Source organism: Planococcus sp. ISL-110 (assembly GCF_018613575.1).
Lineage (GTDB): Bacteria > Bacillota > Bacilli > Bacillales_A > Planococcaceae > Planococcus.
Genome location: NZ_JAGGPX010000011.1, coordinates 141,274 through 161,826 on the forward strand (window position 1 = coordinate 141,274; position 20,553 = coordinate 161,826).

Sequence of the window (20,553 nt, forward strand, 5' to 3'; positions counted from 1 at the left end):
TCTGCATAGACCTGTGCCAAATCCTTAAATAGGTCTACTGAATTCTTGCCGTTTTCATGATTCAGGCAACCCCTTTTATGGTTGTTTTCCTCAATCAAATTCCAAATATAGAAAGCTCTGAAACAAAAAAACCGGCCAAAAGGCCGGTTTCACAAATTTCCTGCTTTCAGTTTTTCATGCCAATCCGCGAGCATTGGCATATCTTCTTCACCGATGGCTCCTGTGCTCAATGCCTGTTCGACAAGCGCCGGAAAGTCCGTCAGCGTATGGAAAGTATAGCCCGCTCCAGTGATTGCTTCAATCGACTGCGGCAAATCGTAGGTAAAGATGGCGACGATACCTAGTACGTCAAAGCCTGCTGCCTCGAGTGCTTGAGCTGCCTGCAGCACAGATCCGCCTTTCGAAATCAAATCTTCCACGACAACCACTTTTTTGCCTGGCTCGACTTTGCCTTCAATCATATTCGTCTGGCCATGTTCTTTGGCTTTTGAACGAACATAAACCATCGGCAGTTCAAGCAGATCGCTGACCCATGCTGCATGAGGAATGCCGGCAGTCGCTGTTCCTGCCACCACTTGGCAGTCCGGATAAAACTCTTTGATGGTGTCCGCTAAACTCGCGGCAATGTCTTTTCGCACAGCCGGATAAGACATGGTCAAGCGGTTGTCGCAGTATATCGGCGATTTGACGCCTGATGCCCACGTAAACGGTTCCTGGGGGCGAAGCTCGACCGCACCAATGGCCAGTAAATGGTTTGCTATTTTGTATTTCAAGATTGTCCACTCCATTCTGCTGCAATCTGTGCATAACTTTCTGACGGATTGCCCGCCTTCGTAATGGCTCGTCCGACGACAATATGGGTAGAACCTTTTGCCTGTGCTTCCGCTGGTGTTGCGACCCGTTTCTGGTCATCAGCAGAAACCGCTGCCGGCCGTATGCCTGGCGTGACACGCAGGAAATCCGGGCCGCACGCTTCTCCAATGGATCCAGCCTCAAGCACTGAACAGACTACGCCGTCCAAACCTGCCTGCATGGCCCGCTTCGCGTAATGCAAAACAGACTCTTCCAGGCTGACATAAACCAATTGATCTTCATGCATATCTTCTTCACTCGTCGAGGTCAATTGCGTCACAGCGATGAGTTTTGTATTGCTGCCTGACAGTCCCCGCTTTGCTGCCTTCATCATCTCAAGCCCGCCTGCGGCATGGACGTTGACCATATCTACTTCCAATTTGGCCAAGCCCCGCATAGCGGATTCAACCGTGTTCGGGATATCGTGCAATTTCAGGTCCAAAAAGACTTCATGGCCCTGCAATTTAATAGAACGGACCAGTTCCGGGCCTTCCTGAAAATAAAGCTCCATGCCTACTTTGACAAAAAGCGGCTCAGAAAACTGTGCTAAAAATTCTTCTACTTGCTGTTTCGATGCAAAGTCCAAAGCGATGATGGGTTTATTCACAGACGGTGGCTCCTTCCGACAAGTTGTTCTACTGAATCAAAACCAAGTTCATGCAGGCGTTCCGGCAATTGTCCGATGATTTCGGGACAGACAAAAGGATTGACGAAGTTGGCTGTTCCAACTGCAACGGCACTGGCACCGGCAGACAGAAAATCGATGACATCATCCACATTGGTGATGCCGCCCATACCGATGATCGGCAGTTTGGTATGCTTACTGACTTCGTAGACCATCCGCAAAGCCACCGGTTTGATGGCAGGACCAGACAAACCACCTGTTATATTGGCGATGATCGGACGTCCTGTTTTCGTGTCCATCCGCATGCCAAGCAGCGTATTGATCATGGTAATGCCATCCGCTCCGCCCGCTTCGACCGCTTTGGCGATTGAAACGATGTCCGTGACATTCGGCGACAATTTGATATACACAGGCACTGAAGAAACTTCCTTCACTGCGCGCGTCAACTCACGGGCAACGTCTGGATCTGTACCAAATGTAATGCCGCCGAGTTTGACGTTCGGGCAGGAAATGTTGATTTCCAGCGCATGGACGTTCGGTGCCTGTGAAATGGCTTTCGCGACCTCTACATAATCCTCGGTCGTCGTTCCGGCCACATTGGCGATGATCGGCACATCATATTGCTCCAGCCATGGCAACTCCTGCCCTGACACCTTTTCAAGGCCCGGGTTCTGCAGGCCGATGGCATTCAGCATACCGGATGCCGTTTCCGCCACACGTGGCGTCGGATTGCCGAGGCGCGTTTCAACGGTCGTCGCTTTGATCATGATGGCACCGAGCTGCGACAAGTCATACAATTGCGCATACTCTTTACCAAAACCAAAGCAGCCGGAAGCTGGCATAATCGGATTTTTCAAATTGAGTCCTGGAAGTTTTACTGTTAAATCTGTCATGAAATCACCACTCCTGCTGGAAATACCGGTCCGTCTGAACACACTTTGATATAATCAGTCTCGCTTTTGGTTGTCCGGCAGACACAGGCAAAGCATGCCCCGATGCCGCAGCCCATTCGCTGTTCATAAGACAGGAAGCCTTTTTTCTGCGGATAAGCCCATTGCACCGCCTCAAGCATTGCTGTCGGTCCACAGCTGTAATACGTATCAAAATCACTCGGCAGTTCATTGAGGATATGCGTCACAAAACCCTGTGTTCCGTGCGAGCCATCAACTGTGGCAATATGGGTATCGCCAAGTTCGCGGAACTTGTCCTCGTAGAAGACTGCCTGTTTGCTTTCAAATCCGAGGATATGGACGGTTTCAATGCTGCGTGCGTTCAGTTGTTTGGCGAGTTCGTATAGGGGCGGAACACCAATTCCTCCGCCGATCAAATATGCTTTTTTCTGTGCTTCTTCTACTGGAAAGCCGTGCCCTAGAGGCCCGAGGACATCCAGCATATCACCGGGCTTTTTTTCTGCCAGCAATCCTGTGCCACGGCCTTCTGCCCGGTAAATCATCGTGAATTGCGAAGCTTCCAAATCAATGGAAGCCACTGAAATCGGACGGCGCAGCAGCGGTTCAAAGCTATCTGCTACACGGATATGGACAAATTGCCCCGGCTCTGCCATTTCATTGGCCAGCTCGCCTTGTAATGTCAGCTCAAAAATATGCTTGGCGATTTCCTGCTGTTTGATGACTTGCATACGTTCTTGTTTGATCATACACCTGCCCCCATTTCTTCAGCTGAGAAGGTCATTGATTCGATGACACGCAGCATCGCTTCTGCCGTATCCAGAGAAGTCAGGCACGGAATGCCGTTTTCGACTGATTCGCGGCGAATACGGAAGCCGTCGCGCTGTGGCTGCTTGCCTTTCGTCAATGTGTTGATGACGATTTGCGTGTCGCCAGTTTGGATAACATCTAGCAAGGTTTTGCCTGCTGAACCGATTTTGCCGATTGGCGCCACTACAATGCCCGCTTCTTCGAAGGCTTTGGCTGTACCGCCGGTCGCCATGATCTGGTAGCCGATCGCTTTAAAACGCTTTGCTAAGCCAACCGCTTCTTCTTTGTCTTTGTCCGCTACCGTCAGCAGCACTGTGCCATGATCTTTGACTTCCATGCCGGCTGCTGCCAGGCCTTTATACAAAGCTTTTTCAAGTGTCGTGTCTTTGCCCATGACTTCTCCGGTGGATTTCATTTCCGGTCCAAGCGTGATGTCGACACGGCGAAGCTTCGCGAAGGAGAAGACCGGTACTTTGACAAAGACGCCTTTCGAGATTGGCGCAAGGCCAGGTGTAAAGCCCTGCTCGACGATGCTTTGGCCCAAGATCGCTTTTGTTGCGATATTGGCCATCGGGATTGAAGTGATTTTGCTCATGAACGGCACCGTCCGGCTTGACCGTGGGTTGACTTCGATGACAAAAACTTCGCCTTTAGAAATGACGTACTGGATATTCAGCAAGCCGACAATGTTCAGCCCTTTGGCCAGGCGCGTCGTGTAATCGACCAGAGTGTCCAATAATTCGGTCGAAATGTTTTGCGTCGGATAAACCGCAATCGAGTCGCCCGAGTGGACACCCGCACGTTCAATATGCTCCATGATTCCCGGAATCAGTACGTTTTCCCCATCCGATATGGCATCCACTTCGATTTCGATTCCTGTCAGGTAACGGTCGACCAGAACCGGATGTTCCGGACTTGCTTCTACCGCATGTTCCATATAATGCTTCAGGTCTTCTTGGTTGTAGACGATTTCCATGGCGCGTCCGCCGAGTACATAAGAAGGACGGACCAATACCGGATAGCCGATGTCCGCAGCGATGATGATCGCTTCTTCTGCGTTGACAGCCGTTTTGCCTAAAGGCTGTGGAATGCCGATTTCGTGCAGGGCTGCTTCGAATTTATTGCGATTTTCCGCTCTGTCCGTATCTTCAAGGGAAGTCCCGAGAATTTTGACACCGTTTTGTTCCAGTTTTTCAGCCAGATTGATGGCTGTCTGCCCGCCGAACTGGACGACAACGCCTTTTGGCTGCTCCAAATCGACAATGTGCATGACATCTTCGATTGTCAGCGGTTCAAAATACAATTTATCCGAAATCGAGAAATCTGTCGAGACAGTTTCCGGATTGTTGTTGACGATGATCGCTTCATAGCCCGCTTCTTTGATGGCCCAGACAGAATGTACGGTTGCGTAGTCGAACTCCACTCCTTGGCCGATGCGTATCGGTCCCGAACCGAGGACAATGACGGATTCTTTGTCTGTTTTCACCGATTCGTTTTCATCTTCGTATGTGCCGTAGAAATAAGGGGTTTCGGATTCGAATTCAGCCGCACAGGTATCGACCATTTTGTAGACCGGCATCAACTTTTGTTCTTTGCGCCAGTTATAGACTTGCTGCTCGGTCGTGTTCCATAGTTTTGCAATCGTCCGGTCAGCAAAGCCCAGGCGTTTCGCGTGTTTGGCTGTCTCGTAATCAAAAGAAGCCTTTTTCAATACTTCTTCATATTGAACGATGTTTTCGAATTTCTTCAGGAAGAATAAATCAATTTGACTCCATTCGTTGATGGTTTCAATCGTCACCCCGCGGCGAAGTGCTTCGCCGATAAAGAACAGGCGCTCGTCCCCGGCCCGGCAGATGCGTTTTTGAATCCATTCGTCGCTCATGGCGTCGGCATTTTTCAGTTCTAAGTGGAACTGGCCTGTTTCCAATGAACGCACTGCTTTCAGGATTGATTCTTCGAACGTGCGGCCCATAGCCATTACTTCGCCTGTCGCTTTCATTTGCGTTCCCAAATTGCGTTTTGCCGATTCGAATTTATCAAATGGCCAGCGTGGAATTTTGGTGACCACATAATCCAGTGCCGGTTCAAAAGCGGCGTAGGTCCGGCCAGTGACCGGGTTCATCATTTCATCCAATGTCAAACCGACCGCAATTTTGGCAGCCAGTTTAGCGATCGGATAACCCGTCGCTTTTGAAGCCAAGGCTGAAGAACGGCTAACACGCGGATTTACTTCGATGATGTAGTAATTAAAGCTGAATGGGTCCAACGCCAACTGCACGTTGCAGCCGCCTTCGATTTTCAAAGCACGGATAATTTTCAGCGATACATTGCGCAGCATCTGGTATTCACGGTCAGACAAAGTTTGGCTTGGGGCCACAACAATCGAATCGCCCGTATGGATGCCAACCGGATCAATATTCTCCATGTTGCAGACGACAATCGCCGTATCGTTTTTATCGCGCATCACTTCGTACTCGATTTCCTTGAAGCCTGCAATCGATTTTTCGAGCAGACATTGTGTCACAGGGCTGTATTTCAAACCGCTGGCTACAATTTCCTTCAGTTGCTCGTAGTCATGGCAAATGCCGCCGCCAGTGCCGCCTAATGTAAAGGCAGGACGGACGATAACGGGATAGCCGACACGCGCAATGAATTTTTCCGCTTCCGCCATGTTGTGGATGATATCCGAATCCGGAACCGGTTCTCCGAGTTCGTTCATCAAAGTTCTGAACAAGTCGCGGTCTTCCGCTTTATGAATGGCTTCGAGCTTTGTCCCTAAAATTTCGATATCCAATTCGTCCAAAATGCCCGATTCGTCGAGTTCGATCGCCATGTTCAGCCCTGTCTGGCCGCCGAGTGTCGGAAGAAGCGCGTCCGGACGTTCTTTGCGCAGGATACGGCTGACGAATTCAAGGGTAATTGGTTCGATATAGACTTTATCTGCAATTTCAGTATCTGTCATGATGGTCGCCGGATTCGAGTTGATCAAGATGACTCGGTAGCCTTCTTCCCTCAATGCCAGGCAGGCTTGTGTGCCGGCATAGTCGAATTCTGCTGCTTGTCCGATGACGATAGGTCCGGAACCGATGACGAGTATACTTTGGATGTCTTGTCTTTTAGGCATGTTGTTGCTCCTTTCGAGTTGCGTTCATTACATCTATAAAGCGGTCAAATAAGTAGTTTGAGTCTTCTGGTCCCGGTGAAGATTCCGGATGGTACTGAACGGTGAAAGCTGGATAATCCAGGTGTGCCAGACCTTCGTTTGTTCCGTCGTTCAATGCACTGTGCGTCACTTTCAACCGTGTACCTTGCAGTGTTTCTTCATCTACTGCGTAGCCATGGTTCTGGGAAGTGATTTCGATTTTCCCGGTAATCAAGTCACGGACCGGATGGTTGCCGCCGCGGTGGCCAAACTTCAGTTTGAAGGTGTCCGCTCCGCAGGCTCTTGCAAACAATTGGTGCCCCAGGCAGATGCCGAAAATCGGAACGTTGCCGAGCAGTTCGCGTACGACTTCTACACATTCCTCTACATCTTTCGGATCTCCAGGGCCGTTTGACAGCATAACGCCATCTGGTCCCCAGGCCAGAATTTCTTTTGAAGAAGTGTTGTAAGGTACTACAATCACATCGCAGTCACGGTTGTTGAGCTCGCGCAAGATGCCGTGCTTCATGCCATAATCGATCAGCACTACACGTTTGCCTCGGCCTGGGCTTGGATAAGGGCGTACTGTTGAAACCTGTGCCACCTGGTTTCTTGGCAGTACTGTCGCCTGAAGTGTCTTGACGACTTCATCGACTTGGACGTCTTCTCCTGCTGCAGTTAAAACGCCTTTGATGGCACCTTTCGAGCGGATCAAGCGCGTTAATTTACGTGTGTCGATACCGGAGATTCCGGGAATGTCTTTGATTTTAAAAAGTTCATCAAGCGTTGCTTTATTTCTGAAGTTGGATGGGAATTCAGCGATTTCACGGACCACCATTCCTTTGACTGCCGGTTCGATCGATTCGAAGTCATCACTGTTGATGCCGTAATTGCCGATCAGCGGATAAGTCATTGTGACAATCTGTCCGCAGTAGGAAGGGTCTGACAAAATTTCCTGGTAACCGGTCATGCTCGTATTAAAAACAATTTCTCCAACTGAGGCAGCGTCGCCTCCAAATGCTGTTCCTTCAAATACCGTACCGTCTTCTAAGATCAAGTAACGTTTCATCAATTTTTCTCCTCCTGCCATACGATTTCTCCACCAAAAATGGTCATTACCGGCCACCCTGTACAACTCCAGCCATCAAATGGTGTATTTCTGCCTTTCGATAAAAACGCTTCTGCCTGTATCGGCTGTTCTTTTTCCAGATCCAGCAGCACCAAGTCGGCGGTGTTGCCGGGTTCCACTGTGCCATATGGCAAGTTGAACGCTTCACTCGGTTTGATGGTCAGCCAGTCGATCAACTGCTGCAGCGTCCATGTCCCTGTTTTAACGAATTTGCTGTAGAGCAACGGGAATGCTGTTTCAAATCCAACAATGCCGAACATCGAACCGTTCATGCCGTTGGTTTTTTCTGCCGCTGTATGCGGCGCATGATCCGTGGCAATAAAGTCCAGTGTGCCGTCAAGCAAGCCCTCGTGCAAAGCTTGCCAATCTTCCTTGGCACGGAGCGGCGGGTTCATCTTGTAGTTCGCGTCGTCTGCCGGAATGTCGTCTTCAGTCAACAACAGATGGTGTGGAGTCACTTCAGCCGTTACGCGGATGCCGGCCCGTTTTGCGTCACGGATGACGCGCACCGATTCTTTCGTGCTGACGTGGCAAACATGGTAATGTGCGCCTGCCGCTTCGGCCAGCAGTATGTCGCGTGCAATATGCACCGATTCTGCGATGGATGGTATCCCTTTCAGCCCTAGCTCTTTGCTGCGCTTACCTTCGTGCATGACGCCGTCATAAATTAAGCTGTTGTCTTCACAATGGGCAACGACCGCCATATCGATTTTTGCTGCATCCTGCATCGTTTCGTACATCATTCCCGCTTGCTGGATGCCGACTCCGTCATCGGTGAAAGCGAAAGCGCCGTTTTCTTTCAGCTCCTGCAAGTTCGTGCGTTCTTTTCCAGCTTCTCTTATGGTGATAGAAGCATACGGCAAAACCCGGATAAGCGCATTTTTCTCGATCAATCCGTTGACCAGCTGCAGGTTTTCTTTCGTATCGGGAACAGGCCGCGTGTTCGGCATTGCACAGATGGTTGTGAAACCACCTTTTGCTGCTGATTTTGTCCCACTTTCGATAGTTTCTTTCTGCTCGCCGCCCGGTTCACGCAAATGCACGTGGACATCAACAAATCCTGGTGCGATCATCCGGCCTTTGCCGTCAATTTCCATTTCGTCTTTCACTTTTAAGTCTTTGCCGATTTCATTGACCTTGCCATCCGCGATGCGGATATTAGTTGATGCCAATTCTCCATTTTGCAGCATGTTTACGTTTTTAATGAATAAATTCAAGTTAATCTCTCCCTTTCAATGCGTATTCAAGTACTGCCATCCGGACAAATACTCCGTTTGCCATTTGTTTGAAGATTCGTGAGCGTTCGCATTCAACCAGGCAGTCTGCAATTTCCACACCGCGGTTGATCGGTGCCGGATGCATGATGATGGCGCCGTCTTTCATCCTTTTTTCCCGTTCAATCGTCAAACCGTATTGCTCGTGGTAGTTTTCTTTCGAAAACAAGGCCGATACCGCATGCCGTTCATGCTGGACACGGAGCATCATCACCACATCGGTCTTTTCGATAAAATCGTCCAAGTGCTCCGAAGAGTCATACTCTCCGCTCCATTCTTCTGGACAGATAAAGGTCACTCTAGCACCCAGCTGCTTGAGTGCCGCCGCATTCGATTTCGCTACGCGGCTGTGTGCAATGTCCCCGACGATGGTGACGTGGATGCCTTCCACTCGGCCAAATTCCTGGTAGATTGTCAGCAAGTCCAGTAGAGACTGCGTCGGATGCTGCCCAGAGCCGTCTCCGCCGTTGATGACCGCTACTTTGCAGCCTTCAAGCTGCTGGTAGTATTCCTCTTCCTCGTGTCGGATGATGACTGCACCCACACCGATCGCTTCCATCGTCTTGACCGTGTCGTACAGCGTTTCCCCCTTCAGGATGCTGGAAAAGGCTGTTTCAAACGGCAGCACGGCCAGCCCCATCTTGTGCTCGGCCATTTCAAAACTCATCTTGGTCCGTGTGCTCGGTTCGAAAAACAAGTTGACGACTGTGCCGTCAATCGGCGCTTTTTCACCTTGCCGGAAATTTTCTGCACGCTCCAACAAACTCATGATTGTTTTGTTTTCCAAGTTGTTCATGGATAGTAAGTTCGGCAAAATCATCTCATCCTTTCATTCGCTAGACAAAAAACACCTTCCCAGGGGCAGGAAGGTGTGAGGAAAAAAGGGTAGAGTCCACCCTGTTCTTCAACCCTTTCCATGCCTCTCTGGACATTCATTAAAAGGTGATTATTCAGTTCCCTCGTCTAATTCGTTCTTATTCAAGCCCGGCAGCACCATATTGAGGATGACCCCAACAATAGCGGCGAGCGCCATTCCCTCGATCGAGAAGGATTCGCTGAATTCCAGTTTAGCTCCGCCGATGCCGATGACCAGGATGACTGAGGAAATGACCAAGTTCCGGTTATTGCCAAAGTCGATGTTATTGTCTACCAGCATGCGCAATCCTGAAGAAGCGATGATGCCGAACAACAGGATGGAAATTCCGCCAAGAACAGCTGTCGGAATGGTCTCAATGACCGCCATCAGTTTGCCGAGAAAAGAAAAGGCGATGGCGAATACTGCGGCTCCCATGATCACATAAACTGAGAATACTTTCGTAATGGCCAGGACGCCGATGTTTTCACCGTATGTGGTCTTTGGCGGACCACCGACCAGTGAAGAAATAAAGGTTCCGATGCCGTCGCCCAGAATCGAGCGATGCAAGCCCGGGTCTTTTATGTAATTGCGATTTACGATTTTTCCAAGTACCAGTTGATGTCCGATGTGTTCTGAAATCGTGACGATGGCGATCGGGACCATAACGAACAGCAAGGTCGGTGTGACCTGGAACGAATAATCCACACCAGGAATCAGAAATTCCGGCACTGCGAACCAGCTTGCTTCGCCGATTGCCGTAAAGTCGATAATGCCGATGGCGGCTGAGTAAGCATAGCCCACGATGATGCCGATCAGGATGGGCATCAACGAAATGATGTTCTTGAAATAAATGTTGCAGATAATCGCTGTCAGTAAAGTGACGATGGCTGCCGAGAAATGCAGCAGGCTGTATTCCGAACCGTTGCCCACTGGAATGGTCATGGCCATATCCACCGCGGTGCCTGACAATGCCAGGCCGATAACGATGATGACAGGTCCCACCACAATCGGTGGAAGCAACTTCATCAGCCATTGGTAGCCGGTCTTCCAGATGACCAAAGCGACAATGGCGTAGACCAATGAAACGAACATGGCGCCGATCATTGCAGAGCCGATGCCACCGGTTTCAGTGGCAATCGTGATTGGTACGATAAAGGCGAATGAAGATCCCAGATACGCCGGTACTTTAAATTGTGTAATCAGTATGAAAATAATAGTGGCGATACCGCTTGTCAATAACGCTATGGCAGGACTTAAGCCGACTAGCTGCGGTACCAGGATAGTCGCTCCAAACATCGCAAACATATGCTGCAGGCTTAGTGAGATCCATTGCCCGGCTTTCGGTTTATCATGTACATCCAATATTGCTTCGCTCAATTTCCGTTCTCCCCTGTCTCTATCTCTCTATTCGTGAATGGCTACCCGGTCCACCTGGTCGCTTTCAAGCATTTGCACGACAATCCGTTCATCGCTTGAAGTTGGAATATTTTTGCCGACAAAGTCTGCGCGGATCGGCAATTCCCGGTGGCCCCGGTCAATCAGCACTGCCAGTTGAATCTGTGCCGGCCGGCCAAGATCCATGACGGCGTCCATTGCAGCCCGCACTGTCCGCCCTGTGTAAAGCACATCATCTACAAGAATGACTTTTTTATCGAGTATGCTATGTTCGATATCTACTTGCTGGACCAGCGGCTCCTGATTTTTCGTTTTGATGCTTAAGTCATCTCTGTAAAGGGTAATGTCGAGTTCGCCTTTCATGATCGGACGCCCTTCGATTTTCTCTATTTTTTCTGCCAGCCGTTTCGCGATAAAAGCTCCACGCGTTTTGATGCCGACCAGTATGCAGTCATCGATGCCTTTGTTTCGCTCAATGATTTCGTGTGCAATACGGGTGATAGCACGAGCAATCGCCTGTTCGTCCAGAATATCTGCTTTTTCCACCATGGGATCCGCTCCTTTTTTGCAAATAAAAAACCTCTTGCCCAAGAGGCAAGAGGATAGATGCGCAGAAAATTCAGCACGGAAGACAAACTTCCGGCTTGCGTAAATACCTTCTCAGCCTCTCTGGACTGTTATTAAAGGTGTTCATTATTCGATTCGTTTTTTCAAGTATAAAGAAAGGTGATTGGGTTTGTCAATCCTTGTCGCGAAGAGATTCCAGAAGTTCTGCAAATTCAGCTGGTGGTTCTGCAGAAAACTCCATATACTCAGCAGTTTTTGGATGAACAAATCCAATAACTTCCGCGTGCAGAGCCTGTCCGCCAACATCCATTGTTTTCTTCGGTCCGTATTTCGGATCTCCGACAAGCGGGTAGCCGATATACTTCATGTGTACACGGATTTGGTGAGTTCTTCCTGTTTCCAGGCGGCACTCCACAAGCGTGAAATTGCCGAAACGTTCCAATACGCGGAAATGCGTCACTGCATGCTTTCCTCTATCAACGATTGCCATGTTCTGGCGTTCTTTCGGATCGCGTGCAATCGGCGCCTGGATTGTTCCTTTGTCGTGAGGAATATGGCCGTGTACCAATGCTACGTATTTACGGGTGACGGTCTTTTTCACCAATTGATCGACCAATGATGTATGGGAAGCGTCATTTTTTGCGACCATCAATAAACCAGAAGTGTCCTTGTCGATTCTATGGACAATGCCTGGACGCACCACGCCATTGATTCCTGAAAGGTCCTTGCATTGATGCATCAAGCCGTTGACCAATGTGCCTTTAGCATGTCCTGGAGCCGGATGGACAACCATCCCTTTCGGTTTGTTGACAACCAGTACATCTTCGTCTTCATAGACGATTTCCAAATTCAGGTCTTCAGGTACAACATCCAGTTCTACAAGCTCTGGAGGCGTGACTATGATGATGTCCTGCAAACGTACTTTGTAATTCGGTTTTACGGTAATGCCATTAACTTTTACGGCACCTTCTTTGACCCAATTGCCGATCTGTGAACGTGACCATTCTTCATCTATCGACGACACGGCTTTATCTACTCGTTCGCCGGCCATTTCTTTTGTAATTTCAATCGTTAAATCTTCCATTAAGACACCTTTTTCTTTTGTTGTTTTTCGTCATAAATAATAAAGATAATCATCAATATGACACCGATTGTCAAAGCAGCATCTGCAACATTAAATATCGGAAAATCGTAATTTATCACTGGAATCAGCACATCGACAAAATCGACGACTTCCCCGCGCAGCATCCGATCGATAAAATTGCCAATAGCTCCGCCCAACAGAACCATCAGGCTTAGCTGAAGCAAAGGCTGCCCTTTTGCGTGTTTATGAAAATAGTAAAGAATTCCAATGATGACTGCCACGGTAATGATGCCAAACAGCCACATCTGTCCCTCAAGCATTCCCCAGGCAGCGCCACGGTTACGATGCGACAGCCAGCCAAGATAAGGTTCAATGACCGGAATCCGTTCACCCAGTTCCATATTTTTCAGGACCAGCCATTTTGTCCATTGGTCTACTGCGATTATCAATAATGCAATTCCATAATAAATAAACATCCATATCCTCCGTCAATTCATCAGTCAATCTATTTTAACACAATGTCAGGGAAAAAAGTAAAGGTCTGAAAAACCGGGATTCCGGTTCTCCAGACCTCTTCTGCATATTTATCCAAAGGTTCCGCTTAAGCGTACTGTGTTTCTACGACACTTGCGCAGCGAGGGCATAGTGCCGGATGCGCTTCACTTTGGCCAATTTCTTGAGAAATTGTCCAGCAGCGTTCACATTTTTCGCCTTCAGCTTTTTCAACTGTTACCGAAACCTCGTTAAGCTTTACTGCATGTTCCGGTGCCTGGTCTTGAGTGCCACCGTATTCATACTTGGATACGATGAACAGTTGAGCAAGATTATCATCAGTTGATGCCAGCAGAGACGCCAGCTCATTGTTCCCGTAAACGGTCACTTTCGCTTCCAGCGATTTACCGATTGTTTTAGCTGCACGCGCTTCTTCCAATGCTTTCAAGACATCGTCGCGTACATCCATGAAACGGCTCCACTTTTCGTCCAGGCCTTCAAACGCCGGATTCAAAATTGCTTCTGGGAAGTCGGTCAATTGAACACTTTCTTCCTCAACAAAGCTCAAGTATGACCACAACTCATCAGCCGTATGCGGAATGATCGGTGCCGATAGCTTGAGAATCGCCATCAACGAATCAAACATGACTGTCTGCATCGCACGGCGATGCAGATTATCAGCGCTTTCGATATAGACGACATCCTTCGCCACATCCAAGTAGAAAGAGCTCAAGTCGTTGGCACAGTAATTATTCAATGCATGATAGATAGTTGAAAATTCGTAGGTTTCGTACGATTTGCGAACTGTCTCCACCATCTTCTGCAGTTTCATCGCCATGTATTGATCCATTTCGCGCATGTCTTCAAATGCGACGCGATGCTCTTTTTCATTGAAATCGGCTAAGTTTCCGTGTAGGAATTTCAGCGTATTGCGGATTTTGCGGTAAACTTCCGATACCTGCTTGAAATTCTCGTCAGAAACTCGAACGTCTGCAGTATAGTCTACAGAAGCAACCCATAGACGCAAAATGTCCGCTCCCATTTGATTCATCACTTTCGACGGTACAATGACATTTCCTAGCGACTTACTCATCTTGCGGCCATTGCCGTCCAGCGTAAAGCCATGGCTCAAGATGCCTTTATAAGGTGCAATGCCGTTGATTGCAACACTTGTCGTCAACGAAGAGTTGAACCAGCCACGGTATTGGTCAGATCCTTCCAGATACAGATCAGCCGGGTACTGCAGATCTTCACGCTCAACAAGTACACCCTGATGAGAAGATCCTGAATCGAACCAAACATCCATGATGTCCATCTCTTTTGTGAACAGGCCGTTCGGACTGCTCGGATGGGTGAATCCTGCAGGCATTAATTCTGCAGCCGGACGTTCAAACCAGATATTCGAACCGTTTTCACGGAACAAATCTGCAATATGCGCAATCGTTTCTTCTGTGATGACCGGATCGCCATTTTCAGCGTAGAATACTGGAATCGGAACACCCCATACGCGTTGGCGTGAAATGTTCCAATCCCCGCGGTCGCGCAGCATATTGAACAGGCGCGTTTCTCCCCATGCCGGTGTGAATGAAGTTTCTCCGATGGCTTTCAGGATCTGGTCGCGGAATGCATCGATCGATACAAACCACTGAGCCGTTGCACGGTAAATTACCGGCTTTTTCGTCCGCCAATCATGCGGATAAGAGTGTGTGATAAATGAAAGTTTCTCAAGTGAACCAGCATTATCCAGCGCTTCCGTGATGGACTTATTGGCTTTATCATAAAATTCTCCTTCAAATCCAGGAGCTTCATCTGTCATGATTCCACGCTCATCGACTGGACAAAGAACATCCAATCCATATTTCTTGCCTATCAGGAAGTCATCTTCACCATGGCCAGGTGCCGTATGGACGCAGCCTGTACCGGAATCAGTCGTTACATGATCGCCAAGCATAACCAATGAAGTCCGGTCATATAATGGATGCTTCGCCAGGATATGTTCCATTTCTTCACCCTTCAATACGCGGACGAGCTCATAATCTGACCAGCCTAATTCTTCTGCAACTTCTTTCAGTAGCTCCTGTGCAATGATGTACAGGGATCCATTTGCGGAAACTTCCGCGTAATCCAATTTGGCATGAACGGAAATTCCAAGATTTGCTGGGATTGTCCAAGGGGTTGTTGTCCAGATCACCAGGTTCGTGCCTTCAGCCAATACGCCTTTGCCGTCAGTAACAGGGAAAGATACGTAAATAGATGGTGATTTTTTATCGTGGTATTCGATTTCTGCTTCAGCCAGTGATGATTCACTTGATGGGGACCAATAAACTGGCTTCAGCCCTTTATAGATATAACCTTTGTTGGCCATTTTACCGAATACTTCAATTTGGCGTGCTTCGTATGCTGGATCTAAAGTTACGTAAGGATTTTCCCAATCGCCGCGGACGCCGATGCGTTTGAATTGAGAACGCTGGCTGTCGATTTGCTGATAGGCATATTCTTCGCATAGTTTACGGAATTCGGCCAATGACATTTCTTTGCGGTTTACGCCTTTATTCGTCAAAGCCTGTTCAATCGGCAATCCGTGTGTATCCCAGCCCGGAACATATGGGGCGTGGAAGCCCATCATGGAGCGTGAACGGACGATCATATCTTTTAATACTTTGTTCAATGCATGGCCCATATGCAAATCGCCGTTCGCATAAGGTGGCCCATCATGAAGAATGAAGAATGGCCGGCCTTTTGTCCGATCCAATACCTTCTTGTAAATATCCATCTCTTCCCATTTCTGTTGCATTTCCGGTTCCCGGTTCGGCAAATTGCCGCGCATCGGAAACTCTGTTTTCGGCATCAATAAGGTATCTTTGTATTCCATTTCTATTCCTCCTGTAGGCATAATAAAAAGCCCCCATCCCTGGAAAGGGACGAGAAGCTTAGACTCGCGGTACCACCCTTGTTGCAGCCGAAGCTGCCACTCGATCACCGTAACGTGGCGTAGACGGAATTGGATACTATCGTTCACCAACTCTGCTCAAGAGTGATTTTCGTCCATGCGTTCGTACCAGGCTCCCACTGCCCCTGGTTCGCTTTGCCGTCCTGCATAGCCTACTGTCTCTATCAGCGCGTTTTTTTGTATGTCGTAATTATAGAAGCAGAAAGTCTTAGAGTCAAGAGTTCGACTCTTCTTTATCCTTCTCAATCTTTTCCAGATTCTGTGTATCGATATCGTATTCCAGCAAGGTCTCCCAATCATCTGTTTCGATTAAATCCAATTGGGCTTCGACCAGCATTTTAAAGCGGTTTTTGAAAATGCGGGATTGCTTTTTCAGCTCTTCAATTTCTGTCGCGATGCGGCGGGCTTTAGTCAATGATTCATTGACGATGCGGTCCGCATTTTTCTCAGCTTCTTTGATGATCAACTCTGCTTCTTTCTGAGAGTTGCGGCGAACTTCTTCTGAAGCTTCCTGAGCCACAAAAATTGATTTCTGCAAGGTCGATTCAATTGTGTTGAAATGGCCAACCCGCTCATCAGTTGTTTTTAACCGCTCTTCAAGCGTTGACTTGTCTTTTAACAGGATTTCATAATCTCTCATGATCTGTTCCAGGAATTCATTTACTTCATCTTCCTGATATCCTCGGAATGCTCGGCTGAATTCTTTGTTATGTATATCTAACGGGGATAATGGCATTGAGTAAACCTCTCCTTAACTTGTCATCTTATCTTCCTATTATACAGTTCATGACGTTAAATTTCAGTATTATTTCGTATTTTTTCAAAGCCGCCTATTTTTTTGCTTCCAGGCGGCCGACCTGTATCCGGACTTTGTCCTTTTTGGTGCGGCCTTCGATCATGATTAGACGGACACGACCATAGCCTCTTGAAGAAATCATATCCGATTCGTGCAACTCAAATGATGGCTGCTCCTGGAGGGTCCAGTTGACTTTGACTTTTCCTCCATGGATCAGCGCTGACGCTTTCTGGCGGGAAATGTTATAAACAGAGCTCATGACCGTATCGAGCCTCATCGAGCTGACCGTATACGATTCTTCTGTCCATTCTTCACCCATCTCGATCAATTCCGCTGCATCTGTTACTTCATTCAACTGAACCTTCACTTTTGCGGCGCTGACAAAATTGCTTTGCAGATACGGGCTGATTTCCTTCATGACGGCCAACTGGACACGTTCATTGTCGATTCGGATATCCCCGAATTTGCTGCGGTCGAGACCTATTGACATTAAGGATCCCAAAATATCCGGATGGCGTAAATTGACGAACTTCGACGGGTATTTCAATTCAAAGACCGTAATATTGAAATCTTCCTGCTGTGGCTCAAAATAGGAAGGATAAAGAAAAATCCGCTGTCTTTCCGCATCTTTAAAAGACCCGGAAGACATCATTTTCACATCACTGGAACCCATAACCGCTTCCACGATAAAACGCTGGCGAGGATCCAGGAAATCCGTCAGCTTCGGTGAATAGCGATCTTCCACTTCACGAAGCCATCCTGATACCTGTTCAATAAACTGCTGCTCTTCTTTTCTGAAATGCTGAAATATCTCTTCCATACAGATGCTCCTTCACATGTGATCAGTTCTTCAAGAAAAAAACCTCACATCACGTGAGGTTTTGAGTTAAATGAGATAACCAGCCAGAACAACGATTCCCTGACTTGCTAAGCTTAAAGTGAAAATCGCTACAATTGGTGAAATATCAATCATGCCGATTGGTGGAATAAAGCGTCTGAATATATCCAAGTACGGATCCGTGATTTTGGAAATCATCTGGCCAAAGCCCGATTCTTTAATGCTTGGGACCCAGCTCATGAAGACGCTGACAATCAAGATGTAAAAATAGATGTTAATGGCCGAAAGTAATAGGTTTACAAGAACTATCATATTATTTTATGGCACCCCTCTTATTGTTGATCATCGTAATAATAATCTGATATGGCGCCATCCACTTCGACAGTGTCTGGTACACACAGGAAGATGTCAGTTCCAATGCGTTGAATATCTCCGCCAAGGGCATAGACTGTCCCGCTCAAAAAGTCGATGATCCGAAGACCCTGGTCTTTTTCGATGCGCTGAAGATTGACAACTACAGCCTGCTTGCTTTTCAGACTTTCTGCAATATCCTGTGCTTCAGCATAAACCCTTGGTTCCGCCAAGCTGACTTTCGAAGATTTTGAAGCACTCTGCAAACTGACTAAATTAGGCACAATGGTTTCCTCCGCTTTCTGGCGCCGTTCTTTCGGTGCTTTTTTCGGCTCTTGCATTGCAGCCGGTTTTTCATACCTGGGAGTTGGCTTTTGTTGTGTTGCAGGTTGTTCCCGCACTTGTTCTTCTTCATATTCATCTAAATAAAAGAAATTTTTAAATTTGTTTTTCATGCTCATCGCTTTGCCTCACTTTCCGACCCGACTAACGCTGTTCCAATCCGGACAAAACTTGCCCCTTCTTCAGCAGCGATTAAGTAATCATTGGACATGCCCATAGAGCATTCTGTACATGGTGCATGGGCCCAGTGTTCTTCTGATACTTGGAGTTGGAGTAATTTTAATCCTTTAAATGCTTCACGAATAACGCTTTCATCTGTTGTATTTGGTGCCATCGTCATCAATCCAACTACTTGGATCTTATCATAGACCTCCAACGATTTGATGAAATCTACTATTTCTTCAGGTGCAATTCCACTTTTTGACTCTTCCCCGGAAACATTTACCTGAACAAAACATTTCACTTGATTGTCTGCACGTTTTTGTATTTCTTTAGCCAAGCTGAGGCGATCCAAAGAATGTAAGTAATCAATTTCATTGATGACATCTTTTACTTTTCTAGTTTGCAGATTGCCGATATAATGCCAGGACACATCTTCATCAATTGCTTCAAGTTTTTGAGCTAATCCTTCCGGACGATTTTCACCTAAATGGCGAATACCCGCCTGAATCGCTTCTTTCGTTCTTTCCACGCCCACTTGTTTGGTAACCGCAATAACTTGTATGCCATCCTTCACAGCATTCAACTGCTCAGTGATTTCTTCAAAGACTGGTTTAATAGGTTTCATGCACTCACAACTTTTCTATAGAAGTCCAATATATTGTATCAAGATTTGGCTGATTTATCAATCGAGCCCTTTCGCTAAAAAAAACAGCTGCCCAACCGGCAGCTGTTCGGATTAACGTCTCTTTTGACGATTGCGTAAAAACGTTGGGATGTCCAATGCATCATCGTTATTTTTTTCCTGTCTTTGCGGTTCCTGATTGTAATGAGGTGGCTGCTCTTCACGGCGCTGTTCGTCGCGGCGTTGATCTTCGCGGCGCGCATCACGGATTGAAGGTGTCGGAGACTGTTGTTGAATTGATTGCACACGGCTTGAATTCAAACCAGATCCTCTAGGTGTTCTTGGCTGCAGCTGTTCTTCATTAAAGCCGGTAGCAATAACCGTCACAATGATTTCGTCCTTCAGGTTATCGTTGATAACAGAACCGAAAATCATGTTCACTTCTTCGTCAGAAGCTGAAGCTACGATATCAGCTGCTTCCTGTACTTCATAAAGACTAAGATTTGAGCCGCCTGTGATATTCATCAGAACACCTTTTGCTCCATCAACAGAAACTTCAAGTAATGGGCTTGAAACAGCTTTTTTAGCAGCTTCTGAAGCACGGTTTTCTCCAGAAGAGACTCCGATTCCCATCAACGCAGATCCTTTATTGGACATGATTGTTTTTACATCGGCAAAATCAAGATTGATCAATCCAGGAACAGCGATCAAATCTGAAATACCGGATACACCCTGGCGAAGGACATTGTCCGCTTCGCGGAAAGCTTCAAGCATCGGTGTGTTTTTATCAACGATTTCAAGAAGACGGTCATTAGGGATGACGATCAGTGTATCGACAGATTCTTTCATAGTTGAAATACCGCCGATTGCCTGTGTCGAACGTTTACGGCCTTCAAAAGTAAATGGACGTGTAACAACACCTACAGTCAAGGCGCCAAGCTCTTTAGCGATTCCAGCAATGACCGGTGCTGCACCAGTACCAGTACCGCCGCCCATTCCAGCTGTTACAAAAACCATATCCGCTCCACGAAGAGCTTCTTCGATCTGTTCTTTGCTTTCTTCTGCCGCTTTTTTCCCTACATCAGGGTTAGCTCCGGCACCAAGTCCACGCGTTAATTTTCCGCCAATTTGAAGGCGTACTTCTGCTTTGGATAAGTTTAAAGCCTGTGCATCGGTATTTACAGCAATAAATTCTACACCTTGAACTCCGTGCTCAATCATGCGGTTTACAGCATTATTTCCGCCACCGCCTACACCGATAACTTTTATTACGGCCAGTGCGTCAATATTTGTATCAAATTCCAACATTCTTTTTCCTCCTAAAATTGCTTAGCTTTTGTAGTTGCAAGCTAGATACA

The 20,553-nt window shown here is 47.5% G+C and carries 19 protein-coding genes and 1 other annotated feature; all 19 genes read right to left on the bottom strand.

Translation table 11 applies throughout. The features are described from left to right. Positions 1–149: 149 nt before the first annotated feature. A complete protein-coding gene (gene pyrE / locus J7I83_RS06545; RefSeq protein WP_215099885.1) occupies positions 150–773 on the bottom strand; it encodes an orotate phosphoribosyltransferase in 624 nt (207 codons plus the stop codon). Then, positions 770–1,459 carry an orotidine-5'-phosphate decarboxylase gene (pyrF, locus tag J7I83_RS06550; protein WP_215099886.1) on the bottom strand — a complete coding sequence of 230 codons (690 nt, stop codon included), beginning with the start codon at positions 1,457–1,459 and terminating at the stop codon, positions 770–772. Before pyrF ends, pyrE begins: the two co-directional genes overlap by 4 nt. Next, on the bottom strand, positions 1,456–2,370 hold the full coding sequence (locus J7I83_RS06555; RefSeq protein WP_215099887.1) for a dihydroorotate dehydrogenase: 915 nt from the start codon (positions 2,368–2,370) through the stop codon (positions 1,456–1,458). Before J7I83_RS06555 ends, pyrF begins: the two co-directional genes overlap by 4 nt. Then, positions 2,367–3,134 carry a dihydroorotate dehydrogenase electron transfer subunit gene (locus J7I83_RS06560; protein WP_215099888.1) on the bottom strand — a complete coding sequence of 256 codons (768 nt, stop codon included), beginning with the start codon at positions 3,132–3,134 and terminating at the stop codon, positions 2,367–2,369. Before J7I83_RS06560 ends, J7I83_RS06555 begins: the two co-directional genes overlap by 4 nt. Further along, positions 3,131–6,319 carry a carbamoyl-phosphate synthase large subunit gene (gene carB / locus J7I83_RS06565; RefSeq protein ID WP_215099889.1) on the bottom strand — a complete coding sequence of 1,063 codons (3,189 nt, stop codon included), beginning with the start codon at positions 6,317–6,319 and terminating at the stop codon, positions 3,131–3,133. Before carB ends, J7I83_RS06560 begins: the two co-directional genes overlap by 4 nt. Further along, entirely contained in the window at positions 6,312–7,409 is a 1,098-nt protein-coding gene (locus J7I83_RS06570) for a carbamoyl phosphate synthase small subunit (RefSeq protein ID WP_215099890.1), read from the bottom strand. The genes carB and J7I83_RS06570 overlap by 8 nt, the downstream gene beginning before the upstream one ends. Further along, positions 7,406–8,683, bottom strand: coding sequence for a dihydroorotase (locus J7I83_RS06575; protein WP_215099891.1), 1,278 nt, complete (start codon positions 8,681–8,683; stop codon positions 7,406–7,408). The genes J7I83_RS06570 and J7I83_RS06575 overlap by 4 nt, the downstream gene beginning before the upstream one ends. 1 nt (position 8,684) lies before the next feature. Further along, complete coding sequence (locus tag J7I83_RS06580; protein ID WP_215099892.1) at positions 8,685–9,554, bottom strand: aspartate carbamoyltransferase catalytic subunit; 870 nt, start codon at positions 9,552–9,554, stop codon at positions 8,685–8,687. Between the two features lie 132 nt (positions 9,555–9,686). Continuing rightward, positions 9,687–10,973, bottom strand: a complete 1,287-nt coding sequence (locus tag J7I83_RS06585; protein WP_215099893.1) for a solute carrier family 23 protein — start codon at positions 10,971–10,973, stop codon at positions 9,687–9,689. A 27-nt stretch (positions 10,974–11,000) separates the two neighbouring features. Next, a complete protein-coding gene (gene pyrR, locus J7I83_RS06590) occupies positions 11,001–11,537 on the bottom strand; it encodes a bifunctional pyr operon transcriptional regulator/uracil phosphoribosyltransferase PyrR (RefSeq protein ID WP_353048238.1) in 537 nt (178 codons plus the stop codon). 193 nt (positions 11,538–11,730) lie between these two features. Then, positions 11,731–12,642: an RluA family pseudouridine synthase gene (locus J7I83_RS06595; RefSeq protein ID WP_215099895.1), complete on the bottom strand. Its 912-nt coding sequence runs from the start codon at positions 12,640–12,642 to the stop codon at positions 11,731–11,733. Then, positions 12,642–13,118 carry a signal peptidase II gene (lspA, locus tag J7I83_RS06600; RefSeq protein WP_215099896.1) on the bottom strand — a complete coding sequence of 159 codons (477 nt, stop codon included), beginning with the start codon at positions 13,116–13,118 and terminating at the stop codon, positions 12,642–12,644. Before lspA ends, J7I83_RS06595 begins: the two co-directional genes overlap by 1 nt. 125 nt (positions 13,119–13,243) lie before the next feature. Next, the gene (ileS, locus tag J7I83_RS06605; protein WP_215099897.1) at positions 13,244–16,006 is read right to left on the bottom strand and encodes an isoleucine--tRNA ligase; all 2,763 of its coding nucleotides are present in this window, start codon (positions 16,004–16,006) and stop codon (positions 13,244–13,246) included. Between the two features lie 42 nt (positions 16,007–16,048). Next, positions 16,049–16,261 (bottom strand) — a binding site (T-box leader). Between the two features lie 37 nt (positions 16,262–16,298). Next, positions 16,299–16,820, bottom strand: coding sequence for a DivIVA domain-containing protein (locus J7I83_RS06610; RefSeq protein ID WP_215099898.1), 522 nt, complete (start codon positions 16,818–16,820; stop codon positions 16,299–16,301). Positions 16,821–16,914: 94 nt separating this feature from the next. Further along, positions 16,915–17,700, bottom strand: coding sequence for a YlmH family RNA-binding protein (locus J7I83_RS06615; protein WP_215099899.1), 786 nt, complete (start codon positions 17,698–17,700; stop codon positions 16,915–16,917). Between the two features lie 66 nt (positions 17,701–17,766). Further along, positions 17,767–18,030 carry a YggT family protein gene (locus tag J7I83_RS06620; protein WP_215099900.1) on the bottom strand — a complete coding sequence of 88 codons (264 nt, stop codon included), beginning with the start codon at positions 18,028–18,030 and terminating at the stop codon, positions 17,767–17,769. Positions 18,031–18,050: 20 nt separating this feature from the next. Beyond that, positions 18,051–18,530, bottom strand: coding sequence for a cell division protein SepF (locus tag J7I83_RS06625; RefSeq protein ID WP_215099901.1), 480 nt, complete (start codon positions 18,528–18,530; stop codon positions 18,051–18,053). Further along, entirely contained in the window at positions 18,527–19,198 is a 672-nt protein-coding gene (locus J7I83_RS06630) for a YggS family pyridoxal phosphate-dependent enzyme (RefSeq protein WP_215099902.1), read from the bottom strand. Before J7I83_RS06630 ends, J7I83_RS06625 begins: the two co-directional genes overlap by 4 nt. Positions 19,199–19,309: 111 nt before the next feature. Further along, positions 19,310–20,503, bottom strand: a complete 1,194-nt coding sequence (ftsZ, locus tag J7I83_RS06635) for a cell division protein FtsZ (protein WP_215099903.1) — start codon at positions 20,501–20,503, stop codon at positions 19,310–19,312. Positions 20,504–20,553 lie beyond the last annotated feature (50 nt).